This is a genomic window from Streptomyces mutomycini (assembly GCF_001700505.1).
In the GTDB taxonomy this organism is placed as follows: domain Bacteria; phylum Actinomycetota; class Actinomycetes; order Streptomycetales; family Streptomycetaceae; genus Streptomyces; species Streptomyces mutomycini.
In genome coordinates this window covers 1-21,185 of sequence record NZ_MAPV01000081.1, presented here as the reverse complement: position 1 = coordinate 21,185, position 21,185 = coordinate 1, and the positions used below count along the sequence as shown (strand labels likewise).

The 21,185-nt window shown below is 71.7% G+C and carries 15 protein-coding genes; 10 read left to right on the top strand and 5 right to left on the bottom strand.

Annotated elements, in window-relative coordinates:
* Nucleotides 1–66 precede the first annotated feature (66 nt).
* Nucleotides 67–1,692: a chaperonin GroEL gene (groL, locus tag BFF76_RS12675; protein WP_053930286.1), complete on the top strand. Its 1,626-nt coding sequence runs from the start codon at nt 67–69 to the stop codon at nt 1,690–1,692.
* Between the two features lie 85 nt (nt 1,693–1,777).
* Here the strand turns inward: groL and BFF76_RS12670 are convergent, their stop codons facing one another.
* Nucleotides 1,778–2,551 carry an SDR family NAD(P)-dependent oxidoreductase gene (locus BFF76_RS12670; RefSeq protein WP_031096460.1) on the bottom strand — a complete coding sequence of 258 codons (774 nt, stop codon included), beginning with the start codon at nt 2,549–2,551 and terminating at the stop codon, nt 1,778–1,780.
* Between the two features lie 177 nt (nt 2,552–2,728).
* Complete coding sequence (locus tag BFF76_RS12665; protein ID WP_053930288.1) at nt 2,729–3,403, bottom strand: MOSC domain-containing protein; 675 nt, start codon at nt 3,401–3,403, stop codon at nt 2,729–2,731.
* Nucleotides 3,404–3,484: 81 nt separating this feature from the next.
* On the opposite strand from BFF76_RS12665, the gene BFF76_RS12660 reads away from it, so the two are divergent.
* A complete protein-coding gene (locus BFF76_RS12660) occupies nt 3,485–4,375 on the top strand; it encodes a LysR family transcriptional regulator (protein WP_053930289.1) in 891 nt (296 codons plus the stop codon).
* Between the two features lie 93 nt (nt 4,376–4,468).
* On the opposite strand, the gene BFF76_RS12655 is transcribed toward BFF76_RS12660, so the two are convergent.
* Complete coding sequence (locus tag BFF76_RS12655) at nt 4,469–4,798, bottom strand: WhiB family transcriptional regulator (RefSeq protein ID WP_053930290.1); 330 nt, start codon at nt 4,796–4,798, stop codon at nt 4,469–4,471.
* 435 nt (nt 4,799–5,233) lie between these two features.
* On the opposite strand from BFF76_RS12655, the gene BFF76_RS12650 reads away from it, so the two are divergent.
* From BFF76_RS12650 to BFF76_RS12635, 4 genes are all read left to right on the top strand, one after another.
* Nucleotides 5,234–5,845: a response regulator transcription factor gene (locus BFF76_RS12650; protein ID WP_003948568.1), complete on the top strand. Its 612-nt coding sequence runs from the start codon at nt 5,234–5,236 to the stop codon at nt 5,843–5,845.
* Between the two features lie 375 nt (nt 5,846–6,220).
* Nucleotides 6,221–6,796 (top strand): sigma-70 family RNA polymerase sigma factor, encoded by a 576-nt coding sequence (locus BFF76_RS12645; RefSeq protein WP_030123887.1) that lies wholly within the window; start codon nt 6,221–6,223, stop codon nt 6,794–6,796.
* Between the two features lie 135 nt (nt 6,797–6,931).
* Entirely contained in the window at nt 6,932–8,434 is a 1,503-nt protein-coding gene (gene guaB, locus BFF76_RS12640; protein WP_031096473.1) for an IMP dehydrogenase, read from the top strand.
* A 104-nt stretch (nt 8,435–8,538) separates the two neighbouring features.
* Nucleotides 8,539–9,663, top strand: coding sequence for a GuaB3 family IMP dehydrogenase-related protein (locus BFF76_RS12635; protein WP_031096475.1), 1,125 nt, complete (start codon nt 8,539–8,541; stop codon nt 9,661–9,663).
* Between the two features lie 71 nt (nt 9,664–9,734).
* Here the strand turns inward: BFF76_RS12635 and BFF76_RS12630 are convergent, their stop codons facing one another.
* Together BFF76_RS12630 and BFF76_RS12625 are read right to left on the bottom strand one after the other, a co-directional pair.
* Nucleotides 9,735–10,343 carry a hypothetical protein gene (locus BFF76_RS12630; protein ID WP_065848247.1) on the bottom strand — a complete coding sequence of 203 codons (609 nt, stop codon included), beginning with the start codon at nt 10,341–10,343 and terminating at the stop codon, nt 9,735–9,737.
* Between the two features lie 112 nt (nt 10,344–10,455).
* Nucleotides 10,456–11,718, bottom strand: a complete 1,263-nt coding sequence (locus BFF76_RS12625) for a nucleotide sugar dehydrogenase (RefSeq protein WP_031096477.1) — start codon at nt 11,716–11,718, stop codon at nt 10,456–10,458.
* Between the two features lie 253 nt (nt 11,719–11,971).
* On the opposite strand from BFF76_RS12625, the gene BFF76_RS12620 reads away from it, so the two are divergent.
* The 4 genes from BFF76_RS12620 to BFF76_RS12605 all read left to right on the top strand — a co-directional run bounded on the left by BFF76_RS12620 (nt 11,972) and on the right by BFF76_RS12605 (nt 21,026).
* Nucleotides 11,972–13,678 (top strand): glycerol-3-phosphate dehydrogenase/oxidase, encoded by a 1,707-nt coding sequence (locus tag BFF76_RS12620; protein ID WP_031096479.1) that lies wholly within the window; start codon nt 11,972–11,974, stop codon nt 13,676–13,678.
* 473 nt (nt 13,679–14,151) lie between these two features.
* Complete coding sequence (locus BFF76_RS12615; RefSeq protein ID WP_065848246.1) at nt 14,152–16,248, top strand: serine/threonine-protein kinase; 2,097 nt, start codon at nt 14,152–14,154, stop codon at nt 16,246–16,248.
* A gap of 191 nt (nt 16,249–16,439) precedes the next feature.
* Entirely contained in the window at nt 16,440–19,247 is a 2,808-nt protein-coding gene (locus BFF76_RS12610; RefSeq protein ID WP_065848245.1) for a protein kinase, read from the top strand.
* Between the two features lie 117 nt (nt 19,248–19,364).
* Nucleotides 19,365–21,026 carry a serine/threonine-protein kinase gene (locus BFF76_RS12605; RefSeq protein ID WP_065848244.1) on the top strand — a complete coding sequence of 554 codons (1,662 nt, stop codon included), beginning with the start codon at nt 19,365–19,367 and terminating at the stop codon, nt 21,024–21,026.
* Nucleotides 21,027–21,185: the final 159 nt, after the last annotated feature.

Below are 21,185 nucleotides of genomic sequence, written 5' to 3'. Positions count from 1 at the left end.
CTGGCCCCCTGCGAAAACTAGCCGGGCGGCGAGGGGCGCAGTTCGTTTGAGAGGACAGCTCAGCCCATGGCGAAGATTCTGAAGTTCGACGAGGACGCCCGTCGCGCCCTTGAGCGCGGCGTCAACAAGCTTGCCGACACGGTGAAGGTGACGATCGGTCCGAAGGGCCGCAACGTCGTCATCGACAAGAAGTTCGGCGCACCCACCATCACCAACGACGGTGTCACCATCGCGCGCGAGGTCGAGCTCGACGACCCGTACGAGAACCTCGGTGCCCAGCTGGTGAAGGAGGTGGCGACCAAGACCAACGACGTAGCGGGTGACGGCACCACCACCGCCACCGTGCTCGCCCAGGCCCTGGTCCGCGAAGGCCTGCGCAACGTCGCCGCGGGCGCGTCCCCGGCCGCCCTGAAGAAGGGCATCGACGCAGCCGTCAAGGCGGTGTCCGAGGACCTCCTCGCGACCGCCCGCCCGATCGACGACAAGGCCGACATCGCCGCCGTGGCCGCGCTCTCCGCGCAGGACCCGCAGGTCGGCGAGCTCATCGCGGACGCGATGGACAAGGTCGGCAAGGACGGTGTCATCACCGTCGAGGAGTCCAACACCTTCGGTCTGGACCTGGAGTTCACCGAGGGCATGGCCTTCGACAAGGGTTACCTGTCGCCGTACATGGTGACCGACCAGGAGCGTATGGAGGCCGTCCTCGACGACCCGTACATCCTGATCCACCAGGGCAAGATCGGCTCCATCCAGGAGCTGCTCCCCCTCCTGGAGAAGGTCATCCAGGCGGGTGCCTCCAAGCCGCTGCTGATCATCGCCGAGGACGTCGAGGGCGAGGCGCTCTCCACCCTCGTCGTCAACAAGATCCGTGGCACCTTCAACGCCGTCGCGGTGAAGGCCCCGGGCTTCGGTGACCGCCGCAAGGCCATGCTCGGCGACATCGCCACCCTCACGGGTGCGACCGTCATCGCCGAGGAGGTCGGCCTCAAGCTCGACGGCGCCGGTCTCGACGTGCTGGGCACCGCCCGCCGCGTCACCGTCTCGAAGGACGACACGACCATCGTCGACGGCGGCGGCGACTCCGCCGACGTCAAGGGCCGCGTCAACCAGATCAAGGCCGAGATCGAGTCCACGGACTCCGACTGGGACCGCGAGAAGCTCCAGGAGCGCCTCGCGAAGCTGGCCGGCGGCGTGTGCGTGATCCGTGTCGGTGCCGCCACCGAGGTGGAGCTCAAGGAGAAGAAGCACCGTCTGGAGGACGCCATCTCCGCGACCCGCGCCGCGGTCGAGGAGGGCATCGTCTCCGGTGGTGGCTCCGCTCTGGTCCACGCCGTCAAGGTCCTCGAGGGCAACCTCGGCAAGACCGGCGACGAGGCCACAGGTGTCGCGGTCGTGCGCCGCGCCGCCGTCGAGCCGCTCCGCTGGATCGCGGAGAACGCGGGCCTCGAGGGCTACGTCATCACCTCGAAGGTCTCCGAGCTCGACAAGGGTCAGGGCTTCAACGCCGCGACCGGCGAGTACGGCGACCTGGTGAAGGCCGGCGTCATCGACCCGGTCAAGGTCACCCGCTCCGCCCTGGAGAACGCCGCGTCCATCGCGTCGCTGCTGCTCACGACCGAGACCCTGGTCGTCGAGAAGCCGGCCGAGGAAGAGGCCGACGCCGGTCACGGCGGCCACGGCCACTCCCACTAGTACGCTCCGTACGCCGCCGAGGCCCGGTACCCCCGTCGCGGGGGCACCGGGCCTCGGTGTCTTCCGGAAACCCCGGACCTTGCGCCTACTTCGGCCCGTACGTCCGGCCCGCGCGGGAGGTGACTCCGCCCAGGAGGCTGCGGGGCGTCAGCTTCACCAGGCCCATCAGGGCCTTGTAGCGCGGGTCCGGAATCGACACGGACCTGCCCCGGGCCAGGTCCTCCAGGGCCGTGGCCACCAGCTTGTCCGCGTCGAGCCACATCCAGTCCGGGATGTTGCCCGTGCCCATTCCGGCCCGCTCGTGGAACTCGGTCCGTACGAAGCCCGGGCACAGCGCCATCAGCCGCACCCCCGAACCCGCGAGGTCCTTCGCCGCGCCCTGGGTGAACTGGACGACCCATGCCTTCGACGCCCCGTACGTCCCCCGAGGCAGGAAGGCCGCTACGGAGGCCACGTTGACCACTCCGCCACGACCGCGCTCCCGCATCGAGCCGGCGGCGGCCGAGGTCAGCCGCAGGACGGCCTCGCAGTGGACCTTCAGCATCGTCAGCTCGTCGGCCACGGACACATCCAGGTAGCGCCCCTTGTTCCCGAAGCCGGCGTTGTTGACCAGCAGGTCGACCGGGCTCACACGGTCCGTCAGCCGTGCGGCGACCGCCTCGATCCCGGCGTCCGTGGACAGGTCGGCCGTCAGCACCTCGGCCTCGATGCCGTGTCCGTCGTGCAGCTCCGTGGCCTGGGCCCGCAGCCGCTCCGTGTCGCGGGCCACCAGCACCAGATTGTGCCCGTCACCCGCGAGCCGCCGTGCGAAGGCGGCACCGATCCCCGCCGTCGCGCCCGTAATCAGTGCAGTCGTCATAGGCGGCACGTTAGCGCCCGCCCGCGCCGCCGCCGGACGTGCCTCCCCTCCGCCACCGGTCAGCCGGGGTGGGGTACCGCGAGAGGCGCGGGCCGTCCGGGGCCCCTCGTCCGGATCATGCCGGGCTCGCGTGCCCCGTCACCGCTCCCCGATCCAGCCTGATCCGAACGAAAGACCCTAGGAGACGGGGTTCCGCTGAGCCGCGTACGCCCGCGCCGCGCGCAGTGTCTCGGGGTGCAGCGCGTCACCGGCTTCGAGCAGGCGCGGCAGCAGCTCCCGCTCCGTGGTCGTCGCACGGAACTCCATGGCCGCCGTGATGTCGTGGTCGGGCACGTGCACCACCTCGACCGGGTCACCGGAACGGATCGTCCCCGGTTCGATCACCCGGAGATACGCGCCCGTGGCTCCCTCGCGCGTGAACCGCTTCACCCAGCCGCGCTCGCCCAGGTGGCCCGCGAACGTACGGCACGGAATGCGGCCGGAGGTCACCTCCAGGACCAGCTCGTCGCCGATCCGCCAGCGCTCCCCGATCCGCGCCCGGCTCACGGTCAGGCCAAGGGTCGTCAGGTTCTCGCCGAACGCACCGTTGGGCAGGGGGCGGCCGAGCTCCTTCTCCCAGGCGTCGAGCTCCTCGCGGGCGTACGCGTACACCGCCTGGTCCGTCCCGCCGTGGTGCCGGAGATCGCACACCGCGTCGCCGGTCAGGCCGCTGCCGCCGCTGCCCTTGGGTCCGGGATCGGCCACCGGCACCGGGCCCGCGGACGGCTGTTTGCCGATCCCGGTGAGGCCGTCGGCCGCGTCGGAGTGTGCGGAGGGTGTGGGACGGCCGAGATTCACGGAGAGCACCTTCATAAGCGCACAGGCTAGCGGCCGGCACTCAAAGCCGCGCATGAATATTCGACCGGTCCTGCAAGAGCCGCTTATGGTTGAAGGGTGATCGAAGCCCGTCATCTCCGTGTCCTGCGCGCCGTGGCCACCACCGGTTCGTTCTCCGCCGCCGCGCGGGAGCTGGGCTGCACCCAGCCTGCCGTCAGCCAGCAGATGAAGGCACTGGAGGCCTCCGCGGGGACTCCGCTGCTGATCCGTACGGGACGCGAGATGCGCCTCACCCAGGCGGGTGAGGCGCTGGTGCGCCATGCGTCCGGCATCCTCGCGGGGCTGACCGCCGCGGAGGAGGAGGTCGCCGCGATCGCCGGGCTGCGGGCCGGCCGGGTCCGGCTCGTGTCGTTCCCGAGCGGCAGCTCCACCCTGGTCCCCGGCGCACTCGCCGCGCTGCGCGCCGCGCACCCCGGCACCCAGGTCTCGCTCGTCGAGGCGGAACCGCCGCGCTCGGTGGAGATGCTGCGCGACGGCGACTGCGACATCGCGCTGGCGTTCCGCTACGGGACGGCCGGGGGCGAATGGGACGACCTCGTCGTGCGCCCGCTGCTCAAGGACCGGCTGACCGGACTGGTCCCCGAGGGGCACCGGCTCGCGGGGGCGGGAGCGGTGGGCATCGGGGAGCTGGCCGACGAGCCGTGGATCGCCGGCTGCCCGCGCTGCAGACGGCAGCTGGTGGAGGTCTGCGAGGACTCCGGATTCACCCCTCGGATCGACTTCGCCACGGATGACTACCCGGCGGTGATCGGCCTGGTCGGAGCGGGGCTGGGTGTCGCCGTCCTGCCCGAGCTGGCCCTCGAGTCCGTACGGCGCAAGGGGGTCCGCACCGTGATGGTCGAGCCGGCCGTGGAGCGTGAGATCGTCGCCCTCACCCTGCCCGACCTCGCCCGGGTGCCCGCGGTGGCGGCGACCATGGACCAGCTGTCCCTGGCGGCCCCACGCTGACCCGACGAGCCCGCCGCGCCCGGTTCGGCAGGTCCTGCGGCGGGCGCGCCAAGAGCGGGGAAACGTTTCTGCGTTCGATGGTTCAGGAGCGGGTCAGGTGCGGTCCGCCTCCGGTGCCGGTCCTGAGTGGGCGGAGATCAGACGGTTGCGGGCGCGGCCCATGAGCTCCTCACGCTCGTCCTCGGTCAGGCCGCCCCACACGCCGTAGGGCTCCCGTACCGCCAGTGCGTGCGCCGCGCACTCGGCGCGCACCGGGCAGCGCATGCAGACCTCCTTCGCAGAGGTCTCACGGGCGCTCCGGGCCGCTCCTCGTTCCCCTTCGGGGTGGAAGAACAGCGAACTGTCTACCCCGCGGCAGGCGGCCAGCAGCTGCCAGTCCCACAGGTCCGCGTTGGGTCCGGGAAGGCGGGAGAAATCTGCCATTGCGTGTCCCCTCGAAACCTTGCTGGTTCGGAAACGGCATCGTCGACCGTTGTCGCTCGTCTATTGCTCGTCGATGACCGGAGTCCCGACCGTACATCTACGGTGTTAGTAGATGTAAATATGACTGATTGCGAATCTAGCCCCAGACGCCAACAAAAGTGAAGAAAACCCGCTAAATGGGGCAGGTTGCCGCCGCAGGCGGTCAGCCGGGGGGCGAATGAACCCGTGTCGCTCTTCTCCGTGTGCGACCCCTCACTTAGAGTGCCGAACCGGATGCTTTGGCCCGTAACTCTTTCGAGTGACCGTCGTTGTTGAGGGGGAGGCGGTTGACGGAGAACGAGCTCGGGCAGATGTCCGAGGGGGTCAACCGCACAGGTGACGACTTGTATCAGCCTGGAGGCACAAGGTGACGCGCATCAGCTGCGGAGGACGGTCATGACATCCGTCCTCGTCTGCGACGACTCCCCGCTTGCCCGAGAAGCGCTCCGCCGCGCGGTTGCGACCGTGCCCGGTGTCGAGCGTGTGACGACGGCGGCCAACGGCGAGGAAGTCCTCCGCCGCTGGGGGGCCGATCGTTCGGATCTGATTCTGATGGACGTGCGCATGCCCGGTCTGGGGGGTGTGGAGACGGTCCGGCGGCTGCTCTCGGCCGACCCCGGCGCCAGGATCATCATGCTGACCGTCGCCGAGGACCTGGACGGCGTCGCGCTCGCGGTCGCCGCCGGGGCCCGGGGGTATCTGCACAAGGACGCCTCGCGCGCCGAGCTGCGCGCGACCGTGACCCAGGCGCTCGCCGATCCGACGTGGCGGCTCGCCCCGCGCCGGCTGCGGTCCGCCGAGATGGGTGCGGCGCCGACCCTCACCGCTCGGGAGATCCAGGTGCTCGAAGGGATGAGCCACGGCCGCTCCAACGCGGAGATCGGGCGCGAGCTGTTCCTCTCCGAGGACACGGTGAAGACGCACGCCCGTCGGTTGTTCAAGAAGCTCGGGGCCTCGGACCGCGCGCACGCCGTCGCGCTCGGATTCCGCTGGGGCCTGGTCCGCTGATGCCGCGGCGCGGCCGATAGCCGTGCGATCCCGTCCGTACACAGGCGGACGGGGCGGCGGTGCGGCGGACCCTGCGGCCGGCCCTCCCCACCAGCGTCATGTGACGCTTCCCGGCCGATGCCGCATCCTTGGGGTGTGGAGTTCCTCCGGGAACATTCGGTCGAGCGGAAGGGGAGGGCGCAGGGGATGACATCCGGCGCACCCGCTCAGAACGCTGGAGCACGTGCTCGCAGCGCCGACGACGCGCGGGCCGACGAACACGCCGCCCGCTCCGACGGGCCTGTCGGCCGTGCCGGTGCGCCCTCGGATAACGCTTCGGTGCACAACCCGGGACGCGATGCATCGGATCGGACGCCGTCAAGGCACCATGGTCCGATGCGCGAGGACGGGACGACGGTGATCGGTGCTCTGGTGCACCGTGCCGTCGACGGCGACGCGCAGGCCACGCACGACCTGCTGGCACACGTCCACCCCCTCGCCCTGCGCTACTGCAGGTCACGGCTGAACCGGTTGCCCGGTGACGCCCGTCACTTCGTGGAGGACCTCGCGCAGGAGGTCTGCGTCGCGGTGCTGATGGCGCTGCCGCGTTACAAGGACACCGGCAGACCGTTCGAAGCCTTCGTCTTCGCCATCGCGGGTCACAAGGTCGCCGACCTCCAGCGCGCCGCGATGCGGCACCCCGGGTCGACGGCGGTGCCCTCCGACGAGATGCCGGAGCGGCCCGACGACTCACTCGGCCCGGAGGAACGCGCGCTGCTCAGCAGCGATGCGGCCTGGGCCAAGAAGCTTCTCGCCAACCTGCCGGAGAACCAGCGCGAGCTGCTGGTGCTCCGGGTCGCGGTCGGGCTGACCGCCGAGGAGACCGGGCAGATGCTCGGGATGTCTCCCGGCGCGGTCCGGGTCGCCCAGCACCGTGCGCTGAGCAGGCTGCGGGCCCTCGCGGGCCAGTAGGGACGGTTCCTCGAGGCTCTCCCGGTGTGGAGGAAGCCACAGAACCGTCAGGTGATCTTGATCGTGGAATGAGACACCCCGCGAGCCCGTTAGCATGGACATCCGCACCGATCAAGACCATTTGGGGAAGGTGTCATGACTGCAAACGTCGACGGAGTGCCTGAGAAGTTCGCAACGCTCGGGCTGACATACGACGACGTGCTACTGCTGCCGGGCGCCTCCGCGGTCCTGCCCAACGCGGTCGACACCTCGTCCCTCATCTCGCGCAACGTGCGGGTGAACATCCCCCTGCTGTCGGCTGCCATGGACAAGGTGACCGAGGCCCGGATGGCCATCGCCATGGCCCGCCAGGGCGGCGTCGGCGTGCTGCACCGCAACCTCTCGATCGCGGACCAGGTGAACCAGGTCGACCTGGTCAAGCGGTCCGAGTCCGGGATGGTCACCGACCCGATCACCGTGCATCCCGACGCCACACTCGGCGAGGCGGACGCGCTCTGCGCGAAGTTCCGTATCAGCGGGGTGCCGGTCACCGACCCCGCGGGGAAGCTCCTCGGCATCGTGACCAACCGTGACATGGCCTTCGAGTCGGACCGGACGCGCCAGGTGCGCGAGGTCATGACGCCCATGCCGCTCGTCACCGGCCGGGTCGGCATCTCCGGCGTGGAGGCCATGGAGCTGCTGCGCCGCCACAAGATCGAGAAGCTGCCGCTGGTCGACGAGGCGGGCATCCTCAAGGGCCTCATCACGGTCAAGGACTTCAAGAAGGCCGAGCAGTACCCGAACGCCGCCAAGGACGCCGAAGGCCGTCTGCTGGTCGGCGCCGCGGTCGGTGCCAGCCCCGAGGCGCTGGACCGTGCGCAGGCGCTCGCGTCCGCGGGTGTCGACTTCCTGATCGTCGACACCTCGCACGGACACAACAGCAACGCCCTCGACTGGATGGCGAAGATCAAGTCGAGCGTCGCCGTCGACGTCATCGGCGGCAACGTCGCCACCCGCGACGGCGCCCAGGCGCTGATCGACGCGGGTGTCGACGGCGTGAAGGTCGGCGTCGGACCGGGCTCGATCTGCACCACCCGCGTGGTCGCCGGTATCGGAGTTCCGCAGGTCACCGCGATCTACGAGGCCGCGCTCGCCGCCCGTGCCGCGGGTGTGCCGGTGATCGGCGACGGCGGCCTCCAGTACTCCGGCGACATCGGCAAGGCGCTGTCGGCGGGAGCGGACAGCGTGATGCTGGGCAGTCTCCTCGCGGGCTGCGAGGAGTCCCCGGGTGAGCTGATGTTCATCAACGGCAAGCAGTTCAAGTCGTACCGCGGCATGGGTTCGCTGGGCGCCATGCAGTCCCGCGGACAGGGCCGTTCCTACTCCAAGGACCGTTACTTCCAGGCCGAGGTGGCCTCGGACGACAAGCTCGTACCCGAGGGCATCGAGGGGCAGGTGCCCTACCGCGGCCCGCTGGCCAACGTCCTCCACCAGCTGGTCGGCGGACTCCGCCAGACCATGGGGTACGTCGGCGCCGCTTCCGTCGACGAGATGGAGAGCAAGGGCCGCTTCGTCCGGATCACCTCGGCGGGACTCAAGGAGAGCCACCCGCACGACATCCAGATGACGGTCGAAGCACCGAACTACAGCAGGAAGTAAGACATCAACGCAGGTGAGGGGCGGACCGGAGTTCCCGGGACCGCCCCTCATGTGTGTGTCGGGGATACTGGTCAGCGCAGACGTAGAGGAAAGGCCACACCATCGTGACTGAGATCGAGATCGGGCGCGGCAAGCGCGGCCGCAGGGCATACGCGTTCGACGACATCGCCGTCGTGCCGAGCCGACGTACCCGTGACCCGAAGGAGGTCTCGATCGCCTGGCAGATCGACGCCTACCGCTTCGAGCTGCCCTTCCTGGCCGCGCCGATGGACTCCGTGGTCTCCCCGCAGACCGCCATCCGCATCGGTGAGCTCGGCGGCCTCGGTGTCCTCAACCTCGAGGGGCTGTGGACCCGGCACGCCGACCCGCAGGCGCTCCTCGACGAGATCGCCGAGATGCCCGCCGAGGCCGCCACCCCGCGGCTCCAGGAGATCTACTCCGCCCCCATCCAGGAGGAGCTGATCGGGCAGCGCATCAAGGAGGTGCGCGACTCCGGTGTCGTCACCGCCGCCGCGCTGTCGCCGCAGCGCACCGCGCAGTTCTCCAAGGCCGTCGTCGACGCGGGTGTGGACATCTTCGTCATCCGCGGTACGACGGTCTCCGCCGAGCACGTCTCCAGCGCGGCCGAGCCGCTGAACCTGAAGCAGTTCATCTACGAGCTGGACGTCCCGGTCATCGTCGGCGGCTGCGCCACGTACACCGCCGCCCTGCACCTGATGCGCACCGGTGCAGCCGGTGTCCTCGTCGGTTTCGGCGGCGGCGCCGCACACACCACGCGCAACGTCTTCGGCATCCAGGTCCCGATGGCGACCGCGGTCGCCGATGTGGCCGGGGCCCGCCGCGACTACATGGACGAGTCCGGCGGCCGGTACGTCCACGTCATCGCGGACGGCGGTGTCGGCTGGTCCGGCGACCTGCCCAAGGCCATCGCCTGCGGCGCCGACGCCGTGATGATGGGCTCCCCGCTGGCCCGCGCCACGGACGCGCCCGGCCGCGGCCGGCACTGGGGCATGGAGGCCGTCCACGAGGACGTGCCGCGCGGCAAGCTGGTCGACCTGGGCTCCGTCGGCACGACCGAGGAGGTCCTGACCGGCCCCTCGCACAGCCCCGACGGCTCGATGAACATCTTCGGCGCGCTGCGCCGCGCGATGGCCACCACGGGCTACAGCGACCTCAAGGAGTTCCAGCGCGTCGAGGTGACGGTGGCGGACTCGCAGCACCGCCGCTGATCTCCCCGCGCGGTACGCAGGACGGCCCGGACCAGAGGAATGGTCCGGGCCGTCCTGCGCGTGCCGGGGTGTCAGCCGGCCTTCCTGGCACCGCCGAACGCGGCGACCGGACCGAGGAGGAGGAAGAGGTACGTCATGAAGTCGGACAGTTCCTTCCAGGCGTTGACGAGGTCGCCGAAGCGGTCGAAGAACACCTCGGAGAAGCCGACTCCGTTGGCCTCCGCGACGAGCATGGCCATGCCGATGAGCTGTCCGAAGAAGACCGCGACCAGGGAGAACACGACACTGGCGCCGAGGACGGCGGGGTTCGCTCCGCCGACCTTGCTCGCGGCGAAGCCGACCAGGAAGCCGACACCGATCGCCGCGTAGCCGACCTCGCGCTCGATGGATCCGGCGAGGACGCCGTACAGGATGGCGGCCACGATCGCGGCGCCCAGGGCGGCCAGCACACCGAGGCCCACCTGGTTGCGGGCCGCCGGCGGTGCGGGCGGGAAGGGGCCGCCGGCGAACTGGCCGGGCTGCTGACCCGCGAACGGGTTGCCCGTCGGCGCGCCGGGCTGCTGGCCCGCGTAGGGGTTGCCGGGCTGCGCGGGCTGCTGCTCCGACGCGTACGGGTTGCCGTCGGCCGGCTGGCCGCCGTAGGGCTGCGACGGGTTCGGCGGCTGCACGGGCTGGCTCATATGGGTGTTCCCCCCTGAACGGTGCGCACGGATGTGCGAGAAGTGACGCCGCAGGCTAGCAGCCCGCGCCGACACGGCCCACCGGAATGCCGGCGGGCTCGTCCGGGGCGCGCTACAGCCGGTGCGCGGCGCCCGCCGGGGTGGCTCCGCGGGTGTCCAGGAGCAGTTGGGCCTTCACCGCGAGGCCCTGGAGGTCGTACGTGCGGTGGTGCTGGAGCAGCACCGTCAGATCGGCTCCGGCGGCTGCCTCGTAGAGCGAGTCGGCGCGCGGGACGGGCAGGTCGCGCACCCGCCAGTCCAGGACGAGGGGGTCGTGGTAGCCGATCTGGGCACCCATGTCCATCAGCCGGGTCGCGATCTCGCGGGCGGGCGAGGCCTCCTGGTCGGCGAGGTCCGGCTTGTAGGTGACACCGAGGAGCAGGACCCTGGCACCCCGGACGGACTTGCCGTGTTCGTTCAGGAGGGTCGCACAGCGCTGGATCACATAGCTCGGCATGCGGTCGTTGATCTCCTTGGCCAGAGAGACCATGCGCAACGGGTGCCCCGGCGTACGGCTGTTGTACGGGAAGTAGCCGGGGTCCACCGGGGCGCCGTGGCCGCCGACACCGGGGCCCGGACGGAAGGGTTCGAAGCCGAACGGTTTCGTCTCGGCGCACCTGATGACGTCCCAGAGGTCGACGCCGAGGTCGTGGCAGAGCACCGCCATCTCGTTGACCAGGGCGATGTTGACGTGCCGGAAGTTGGTTTCGAGGACCTTCGTCATCTCCGCCTCGCGCGGCCCGCGTGCCCGGACGACCTTGTCCGTGAGCCGACCGTAGAAGGCGGCGGCCGACTCGGTGCACGCGGGGGTCAGGCCGCCGATGACCTTCGGGGTGTTCCCGTACACATGGGTGCGGTTGCCGGGGTCGAGCCGGCCGGGGGAGTGGGCGAGGTGGAAGTCGCGTCCGGCGCGCAGCCCGGAGCCCTCCTCCAGCAGGGGACGGACGACGTTCTCGGTGGTGCCGGGCGGTACGGCCGACTCCACCAGGACCGTGGTGTGCGGCCGCAGCCGGGCGGCGAGTGCCCGGGCCGCGTCGGTCACGGCGCCGAGGTCGAGGGTGCGGTCCGGCCCGAGAGGGGTGGGGGCGCAGATCGCGGCGGTGCGTACCCGGCCCAGCTCGGCCGGGTCGGCGGTGGGCCGGAAGCCGCCCGAAACCATCCGGCGGATGTCGGAGGCGCTCAGGGATCCCTCGACCGGCGTACGGCCCGCGGAGAGTTCGGCGAAGGGGCGTGGGTCGGTGTCGTAGCCGACGGTGTGGATTCCCACGCCGACGGCTGCTTGGGCGAGAGGCAGGCCGATGTGACCGAGTCCGATGACGGCGAGGTCTGCGGGCATGTGGGCCGTCCTTTCCCTAAGGCCAAGGGGCAGAAAGTGCAACTGCTGTGGACAGCGCAATGTCAGACTAGGCGTAAATATGACCTATATGTCGCATTCTGTGACGCGTGTGAGGCGGGTGTTGTCCACAGGCGGTGGCTGAAGTCGTGGAGCGCGGACAGAATCGGAGGGTGGGCACGGGCGCCCGGCCCCGGGCCGGAACCTGCTCCGTGCCGTACGACCCCCGACGCACCGGGACTACCGGGAGGCAGCAGTGAGGACAGCGACACTGGGACCCGCGGAGCGCGCCGAAGCGCTGACCGCGATGGCCGAGCGCGAACTGGACGTGCTGGTCGTGGGAGCGGGCGTGGTCGGCGCCGGGACCGTGCTGGACGCGGCCACCAGAGGACTCTCGACCGGACTGGTCGAGGCGCGCGACTGGGCGTCCGGCACGTCCAGCAGGTCGAGCAAGCTGATCCACGGAGGGCTCCGCTATCTGGAGATGCTGGACTTCGCGCTCGTCCGGGAGGCGCTGAAGGAGCGCGGACTCCTGCTGGAGCGGCTGGCGCCGCACCTGGTGAAGCCCGTCCCCTTCCTCTACCCGTTGCAGCACAAGGGCTGGGAGCGGTTCTACGCGGGCTCGGGCGTCGCGTTGTACGACGCGATGTCGGTGTCCTCGGGCCACGGCCGCGGGCTGCCCGTGCACCGGCACCTCTCCCGGCGCCGCGCCCTGCGGGTCGCCCCCGCACTCAAGAAGGAATCCCTGGTCGGAGCCCTGCAGTACTACGACGCCCAGATGGATGACGCGCGCTATGTGGCGACCCTGGTGCGCACGGCCGCGGGCTACGGGGCGCACGTGGCCAACAGGGCGCGGGTGACCGGCTTCCTGCGGGAGGGCGAGCGGGTCGTCGGTGCCCGCGTGCGGGACGTGGAGGGCGGCGAGGAGTACGAGGTCAGGGCCAAGCAGGTGGTCAACGCGACCGGGGTGTGGACGGACGACACCCAGGCGCTGATCGGCGAGCGCGGACAGTTCCACGTCAGGGCGTCGAAGGGCATCCATCTCGTCGTCCCCAAGGACCGCATCCACTCCTCGACCGGGCTCATCCTGCGCACCGAGAAGTCCGTGCTCTTCGTGATCCCGTGGGGACGCCACTGGATCATCGGCACGACCGACACCGACTGGGACCTGGACAAGGCTCATCCGGCCGCGTCGAGCGCCGACATCGACTACCTGCTCGAGCGCGTGAACTCGGTGCTGAACACCCCGCTGGGCAGGGACGACGTCGAGGGTGTCTACGCCGGACTCCGCCCCCTGCTGGCCGGCGAGTCGGACGCCACGAGCAAGCTATCGCGCGAGCACACCGTGGCCCACCCGGCGCCCGGGCTCGTCGTCGTGGCGGGCGGCAAGTACACGACGTACCGGGTGATGGCGAAGGACGCCGTCGACGAGGCGGTGCACGGCCTCGACCAGCGGGTGGCGGACTGCGTCACCGAGGACACCCCGCTGCTGGGTGCCGAGGGCTACCGCGCCCTGTGGAACGCCCGTGCGAGGATCGCCGCCCGGACCGGTCTGCACGTCGCCCGGGTCGAGCACCTGCTCAACCGCTACGGCTCCATGGCCGAGGAACTCCTGGAGCTCGTGAAGGCCGATTCCTCCCTCGGCGAGCCGCTGGCGGGCGCCGAGGACTACCTGCGGGCCGAGGTCGTCTACGCCGCTTCGCACGAGGGCGCGCGGCACCTCGACGACGTCCTGACCCGGCGTACCCGCATCTCCATCGAGACCTTCGACCGCGGCACCCGCTGTGCCCGCGAGTGCGCGGACCTGATGGCGCCGGTGCTCGGCTGGGACACGGACCAGGTCGAACGCGAGGTGGAGCACTACCGCAAGCGGGTGGAGGCGGAGCGCGAGTCCCAGCGGCAGCCGGACGACCTGACGGCGGACGCGGCGCGGCTGGGGGCACCCGACATCGCGCCGCTCTGAACGACGTTCGGTGACTCCCCGGAGCGGGGCAGGGCAGGGCGGGGCCTGGCCGGGCCGGGCCCCGCCTGCGGCTGAACTCCGCACCCCGTGGGTCCGCTTCGGGGCGCGCGGGACAGAGCACCTGCCGTACGGGCCGTCCCCGTGCCGGGTGTGCGGAGCCCTGCTCTGCCGCGCCGACAGGGGACGTCGCGGAGCAACGTAAGAGGCGACGCCGGGGCTCTGCCCTCCACGACGAACCGGGGGAGGTAGGGCGATGCGGTCGTGAGGTGTGGTTCGCTTGGCGGGCTCGCGCTTCCCAGGGTGAGTGGAGTCAGCACCGGCGGGGCGGCGGGCAGCGCCCCGAAATACCGGCGTGGCAGGGGGTTCCTTGCTCCGGCCGTGCCACGGCCGACCCCGGACCCGGCACCACGACCGGTCCCGGGGTGAGGGACAATGAACGCTCTGCCAGGGCGGGTTGATCGCAGAGGGGACGCATGTCGGAGGCGGAGCAGTCACGGGAGCCCCAAGGGGACAAGGACGGACGTCTCCTCGCGGGGCGGTACCGTCTCGGGGAGGTGCTCGGCCGGGGCGGCATGGGCACGGTCTGGCGTGCTGCGGACGAGACGCTGGGGCGCACGGTCGCGGTCAAGGAACTGCGCTTCCCGTCGGCCATCGACGACGACGAGAAGCGGCGCCTCATCACACGCACCCTGCGTGAGGCGAAGGCGATCGCGCGGATCCGGAACACCAGCGCGGTCACGGTCTACGACGTGGTCGACGAGGACGACCGGCCGTGGATCGTCATGGAACTCATCGAGGGCAAGTCCCTCGCCGAGGTGATCCGTGAGGACGGGACGCTGACGCCGAGGCGCGCGGCGGAGGTCGGCCTCGCCATCCTCGACGTGCTGCGCTCGGCGCACCGCGAGGGCATCCTGCACCGCGATGTGAAGCCGTCCAACGTGCTGATCTCCGAGGACGGCCGTGTCGTCCTCACGGACTTCGGGATCGCCCAGGTCGAGGGTGACCCCTCCGTGACCTCGACGGGCATGCTCGTCGGCGCCCCCTCCTACATCTCGCCCGAGCGGGCCCGCGGTCACAAGCCGGGTCCGCCCGCCGACCTGTGGTCGCTCGGCGGGCTGCTGTACGCGAGCGTCGAGGGCCGACCGCCGTACGACAAGGGCTCGGCCATCGCCACGCTGACAGCGGTGATGACGGAGCCCGTCGAACCCCCGGCGAACGCGGGCCCGCTGGAGGAGGTCATCTACGGCCTGCTGGCGAGGGACCCCGACGAACGGCTGTCCGACGCCGGAGCGCGCGTCCTGCTCAACGCGGTGATCAACGCTCCGGAACGGCCCGCCGCACCGCCGGCCGACTCCACCCAGGTCATGGCGCTGCCCACGATCGGTGACGCGAAGAGCGACAAGGGCGGCAGGAGCGGCAGGAACGACCCGAGGGGCGGTGGCAGGAAGGCCGCCGCGGCCGCAGCCGTCGTGCCCACCCCGGCGGGCGAGGGCGGCGGCCCGGGGGGTGCCGCAGGCTCCGGGATGGCCACCGGCGGGTCGGCCACCGGCGGGTCCGCCCCTGCGGGCCGGACTCCCGGCCCCTCCTCCGCGAACGCAGCGGCCGGCATGACCGCGATCGCCGAGAGCACCCGGGACCGGCTGCGCGGCGCGCTGCGGTCCGTGCGCAACGCGAAGTCTCCGGCGGCCGCCGGTGCCGTTCCTCCGGTGCCCTCGCGGGCGCCCGGTACCCCGGCAGCCACGGCATCGGTGTCCGGGGCCGCCACGCCTCCCGGCCGGCCGGCCGGGACCCGCGCGTCGATCACCGATGTCGTGCCCCGCCGCACGCTGGCGGTCATCGCCGGTGTCGTCGTGCTCGCCGTCCTCGGTACGGTCCTCGCGATCACGCTCGGCGAGGACGAGACGGGCAACGAGGGCGGTTCCAAGGGCGGCACCGCCGCGTCGGCCGGTGCGACCGCCGGCGGCGACGCGGCCACCGGCGGAGGCGCGGGCAAGGACGAGGACACCGGGACCCAGGACGGCGGCAAGGACGGCCAGGGGGAGGACAAGGGCGAGGCGTCCGGCGACGCTTCGCCGCCCCCGGAGACCGAGCCGACCCCCGACCCGGACGCGCTGCCCGCCGGATACAGGACGGTCACGAACAAGCAGTTCCACTTCTCGGTGGCGATGCCCGGCACCTTCAAGTTCGACGGCATAGCGGGACAGAACTCGGGTGCCATCTACAACGCCGACGGCGGGTTCCCGCGCATTCAGATCGACTACAACTCCTCGCCGAAGGACGACGCGGCAGCAGCCTGGGCCGCGGCGGTCGCGGCGACCAGGAGCCTGAGCAACGGCTACAAGCACCTCGGGATAAAGAAGGTCGAATACAACGGCTACCCGACCGTCGCCGACTGGGAGTTCACCCGCACCCAGCGGGGCGTGCCGGTCCATGTGCTCAACCGGGGCTTCAAGGTCGACGCCACCCACGGCTACTCGATCATGATCAGCTGCAAGGCGGACGCATGGGACGGCGAGGAGTGCCGGACGCTGCGCGAGACGGCGTACGCCACGTTCGAGCCGACCGACTGACCCGCTCGGGCGGCCGTCCGGGCGGCCGGGTTGCCGAGACCCGGCCGCGCGGCCGGGACTTGCCACGTATTGTGAGAGACCGAAAGCCGTACGCTGCCGGAATGGTGGGTCAATTGCACAGCAAGTGACCGCGATTGACGGAATCATGCGATCTTTGGTGACCGGGGGACAGCGCGCTCTGGGGAGGCGTCGTGGACGACTACGCGGGTCGGGTGCTTGCCGACCGCTACCGCCTTCCGCTGCCCCCGTCCGATGCGTACGAACTGGCGGAGACCCGGGCCTTCGACACGTACAGCGGGCAGGAAGTCCTGGTGCGGCAGGTCCCGCTGCCGGAGGTCGTGGACGCGGAGGTGCTCGACGCCGAGGGGCTGCCCTCGGCCGGGCGCGCCACCGGGCGCACGGTGCGGCGGCCCACCGACCCCGCGGTACGGCGGGCGATCGAGGCCGCGCAGGCGGCGGCGCAGGTGCCCGACCACCCGCGCCTGGACCAGGTCTTCGACGTGTTCGCCGAGGAGGGATCGCTCTGGATAGTGAGCGAGCTGGTCGCCGCCCGTCCGCTCGCCGCGCTCCTCGCGGAGCGGCCCCTCAACCCCTACCGTGCCGCCGAGATCGGCTCCGACGTGCTCACGGCGCTGCGGGTGCTGCACGCGCACGGCTGGACGCACCGCAACATCACGGTCCGCACGGTGCTGGTCTGCGACGACGGCCGTGTGGTGCTGACGGGACTCGCGGCCGGCGCGGCCGAGGAGGCACTGTGCGGATACGTTCCGGCGCCGCAGCCCGGCGACGAGGAGGACGTCTACGGGCCTCCGGCCGTCGAATCGGGCCCCACCGGACCCTACGAGCCCCCGGCGGCCGAGCGCGGTCCCTCAGGGCCGTACGAGAGCCCGGCCGTGGAGTCCGGCCGGTACGAGAACCCGATGGCGTACGAGCCGGGCGGTGCTCCGGCCGGGCCTGATCCGCTGTCCGCTCCGGAGGCCCTGCCCGCCCCCAGGGCGGCCACCCACGGTGTGCCGGACCCCGGCGCCCGAGCCGAGATCGAGGTCGCGCGCCAGGCGCCCCCCGTCCTGCCCGCGGCGCAGCCCGGCGCGGGAAGCGCGGCGCAGCTGCGTGCCGCCCGCGCCGGCGCCATTGCGGCCTACCGGGCCGGTGCCCGGGCCGCGGCCGCCCGTGCCGGTGAGGACCGGGACGGCGAGGACCACGCCATCGATGACGGGCCCGGCGCGGACGAGCGGGACGGGCGGGACGGGCCGGTCGCTCCTCCCGTCGCCGGACGGCCGCAGCTGACCAACACCTGGGGCAGGGCGGCCGACGATCCGTATCCGTACGACGAGGACGAGGACGACGAGGACGACGACGAACCCCCCGGGCCACCCGGCCGCCGTGTGCACCTCGCCGGCACCTGGGGCGACGGCCCCGGCGCCGGCCGGCCGGTGCCCGCAGGCGGCTCCGGAGGGCGTGGCGGTTCCGGTGAGGACGCGCTGCGCGCCGACTCCCGGCGCCTCGGCAGCGGGCCCCCGGAGCGCCAGGACCGGCTGCCGCAGCCGGTGGCCGCCCGGACACCCGCCGGAGGCTGGGACGAGGTCGTCGCCGGAAGGGGCGCCACCCCCGCCTACCGGGGCCCGGCCACCCCCCTCGCCGCCGAGCGCGCACGCCAGGCCCGTATCGCCGTCGTCGGCGCGGTCACCGAGCGTTGGGCGCCCGAGCAGGCAGGGCCCGTCCACGACAACTGGCAGCTCGCCCCGCCCATCGGGCCCTCCACCGATCTGTGGGCGCTGGGCGCCCTGCTCTACCGTGCCGTGCAGGGGCACGCCCCTTATCCGGAGGAGAACGCCGCGGAGCTCGTCCAGATGGTCTGCGGTGAGCCGCCGGCCTTCGCGGAGGAGTGCGGCCCGCTGCGGCCCGTCGTCGAATCGCTGCTGCGTCAGGACCCCACCGAGCGGCCCGACTTCGAGGAGCTGCGCGGCTGGCTGCGCTCCCTCGTGCGTTCGGCCCCCGAGCCGGAGGCCGGCGCCGACATCGTCACGATGCCGCCCGCGGACGCCACCCGCCTCCCCGTCGTGCGCCGCCGGGGCGAGCTGGTGCGCCGCCGTTGGGGGCGCGGCGGCGCGGCGCACGGCCGGCACCGTCAGGGAAAGCCGCAGCGCCGCGACAGGCAGCAGGCGTACGAACAGCCTCCTGCCTACGAACAGCCTCGGGCCTACGAACAGCCCCCGGCCCGCGAGAAGCCACCGCGCGCACTCCGCGAACCCAAGGGGCCCAAGGTGCTGCGCCAGCCGCAGCCCGGGGGCCGGGCACCGCGGCGGCTCGGACGGCTGCTGCTGGTGCTGATCCTGCTGGCGATGGCGGCCGCCATCGCCTACGCCATGCTGTTCATGCCCGAGCAGGGGTCCGGGACGGGGACGGGGGCAGCACCCTCGGGCTCCGCCGCACCTGAGGACCCGGATCCCGGCAGCGGTCCGTCCTCCCGCCCGTCGGGCTCCACGGAGCCGACGGGCTCCCCGGGTGCGGAGAAGCCGCAGACCAGCGGCTCCGCAGCCGACCTCGCACCGGGCTACACGCTGCGCAAGGACCCCGAAGGCTTCGAGATCGGTGTGCCGGAGGACTGGCAGCGCAGTCCGGCCAACGCGGACCGTCAGATCCGTTACGGCAGTGACGGGTTCAGCGTGCTCGTCGTGCCCGGCCGGGACACCGTCAAGGCCAACGGCAGTGACCCGCTGGACTACCAGCGGACCGCGCAGCCCGAGTTGCAGCCCTTCCGGGAGTCCAGCTGGGCCACCTCCACAGGTCTGCGCCGCGTGGACATCGGACGACAGAGCATGGCGGAGGGGCAGTTCACCTGGCAGGAGAGCGGCGGCCGTGAAGTGTACGTGCGTAACCTGGTCATGATCGTGGACGGCAGATATCACATCGTGCAGGTCATCGGCCCGGAGAACGAGCGGGACAAGATCTCCGACATCTACCGTCAGGCCATGTCCTCCTACCGCGCGAGCTCCTGACGGGGCGACAGCGCGGAGCGACAAGCATCACAGTGCCGTCCTGTGAGCGGTGCGCGGTTACGTGGCACAGCCTCCCGTCCGTAACCTGTCGTCCCAAGGAACGGGGCGAGGACACACGTGGAACACGTACAGGGAACGGACGCGGGGACCCTACTGGCCGGGCGTTACCGTCTGGGGGACGTCCTGGGCCGCGGTGGCATGGGCAAGGTGTGGCGCGCCGAGGACGAGGTGCTGCACCGCACCGTCGCCGTCAAGGAGTTGACGGCCGGACTGTACGTCGCCGAGGCGGACCGGGCCGTGCTGCACGCCCGCACGCAGAAGGAGGCGCGCGCCGCGGCACGGATCACGCATCCGGGAGTCGTCACCGTCCACGACGTCATCGAGTACGACAACCGCCCGTGGATCGTCATGCAGTACGTCGACGGCCCCTCCCTCGCCGACGCGACGAAGGAGTCGGGCGAGATCGAGCCGCGCGAGGCCGCCAGGATCGGGCTCCACGTGCTGAGCGCCCTGCGGGCCGCCCACGATGCCGGTGTCCTGCACCGGGACGTGAAGCCGGGCAACGTCCTGCTCGCCCGGGACGGCCAGGTCCTGCTGACCGACTTCGGGATCGCCGCCATAGAGGGCGACTCCACCATCACCAGGACGGGCGAACTGGTGGGCTCCATCGACTATCTGGCACCCGAGCGGGTACGCGGCGGCGACCCGGGCCCCGCGTCCGACCTCTGGTCGCTGGGTGCCACGCTCTACACGGCGGTCGAGGGAAGCTCGCCCTTCCGCCGCACGTCCCCCATCTCCACCATGCAGGCCGTCGTCACGGAGGAACCGCCCCCGCCGCTGCACGGCGGCGCGCTGGCGCCCGTGATCACCGCGCTGCTGCGCAAGGACCCCGCGGACCGTCCGTCGGCCCAGGAGACGGAGCGCATGCTGCTGGACGCGATGGAGGGGCGCAGACCCCGTGCCGCGCAGGCGCACGTGCCGACGCAGCGGGTCTCCGGGGACGACCTGCGCGACTACTGCTCCACACCGGACGGTTCCACCGCCCGGCTCCCGCAGTCCCAGCCCCAGTGGCAGTCCCCGCCGCCCGTGGTCCCGTACGCCTCGGCGCCCAACGCCCGGCGCGGACCGGGCCGTTGGCGCACCGTCCTGCTGGTCGTCGCGGTGGCCGCCCTGATCGGCGGGGCGGCGGGCCTGGTCGCGATGAAGGCGGAGGGCGGCGGGGCCACGAGCGGCGGCTCGGCAGGCCCGGCTCCTTCCGCCTCCGGGGACCGGACGGACGGCCCCACCGAGAGGGACGACGAGCCCGTCTCGAACGAGGTCCCCGACGGCTGGAAGCGGATCACCGCCCCCGAGGGCTTCAGTCTCGCCGTACCCGAGGGCTGGGAGCGGCTGACGGGCAGCGAACAGATCGACTACACCCCGGACGGCGGTGCGCACAGCCTCCGCATCAGCCTCGATCCGCAGCCGGACTTCGACAACTCGTACGCGCACATGCGGAGCATCGAGAAGGATCTGTCCGTGCGCCTGCCGGCCTACGATCGCCTGACGCTGGAGGAGAACGTCTTCCGTGACCGCTCCGGCTCCCGCTGGGAGTTCACCTGGGTCGAGTCCAAGGACCACCCGGGTCCGCGCCACGGCATCGACCAGATGTACTTCGCCGAGGCGGGCGGACCGGAGTACGCGCTCTACATGACCGGGCCCGAGGCGGACCAGGCCGAGACCCGGAGGATCTTCGAGACGATGCTGCGGAGCTGGGAGCCACCGGAGCAGATGGGCTGAGGGTTCGCGCGGCTGTGCGTGCCGTGCGCGCGGCTGTGCGTGCCGTCCGCGCCGAAGCGGCCGAGCGGCTTCGAAGATTCACGATTCCTGCCGCCCGATCCCGCGAACAGTGAAGGATCGCCCCTGATCAGCAGTTATGCAGCCAGTGATCACTGGCTG

Bases quoted from the DNA above. Each gene is read 5' to 3' on its own strand.
- groL (WP_053930286.1), top strand. From the start codon at position 67: ATGGCGAAGATTCTGAAGTTCGACGAGGACGCCCGTCGCGCCCTTGAG.
- BFF76_RS12670 (WP_031096460.1), bottom strand. From the start codon at position 2,551: ATGACGACTGCACTGATTACGGGCGCGACGGCGGGGATCGGTGCCGCC.
- BFF76_RS12665 (WP_053930288.1), bottom strand. From the start codon at position 3,403: ATGAAGGTGCTCTCCGTGAATCTCGGCCGTCCCACACCCTCCGCACAC.
- BFF76_RS12655 (WP_053930290.1), bottom strand. From the start codon at position 4,798: ATGGCAGATTTCTCCCGCCTTCCCGGACCCAACGCGGACCTGTGGGAC.
- BFF76_RS12650 (WP_003948568.1), top strand. From the start codon at position 5,234: ATGACATCCGTCCTCGTCTGCGACGACTCCCCGCTTGCCCGAGAAGCG.
- BFF76_RS12645 (WP_030123887.1), top strand. From the start codon at position 6,221: ATGCGCGAGGACGGGACGACGGTGATCGGTGCTCTGGTGCACCGTGCC.
- guaB (WP_031096473.1), top strand. From the start codon at position 6,932: ATGACTGCAAACGTCGACGGAGTGCCTGAGAAGTTCGCAACGCTCGGG.
- BFF76_RS12630 (WP_065848247.1), bottom strand. From the start codon at position 10,343: ATGAGCCAGCCCGTGCAGCCGCCGAACCCGTCGCAGCCCTACGGCGGC.
- BFF76_RS12625 (WP_031096477.1), bottom strand. From the start codon at position 11,718: ATGCCCGCAGACCTCGCCGTCATCGGACTCGGTCACATCGGCCTGCCT.
- BFF76_RS12615 (WP_065848246.1), top strand. From the start codon at position 14,152: ATGTCGGAGGCGGAGCAGTCACGGGAGCCCCAAGGGGACAAGGACGGA.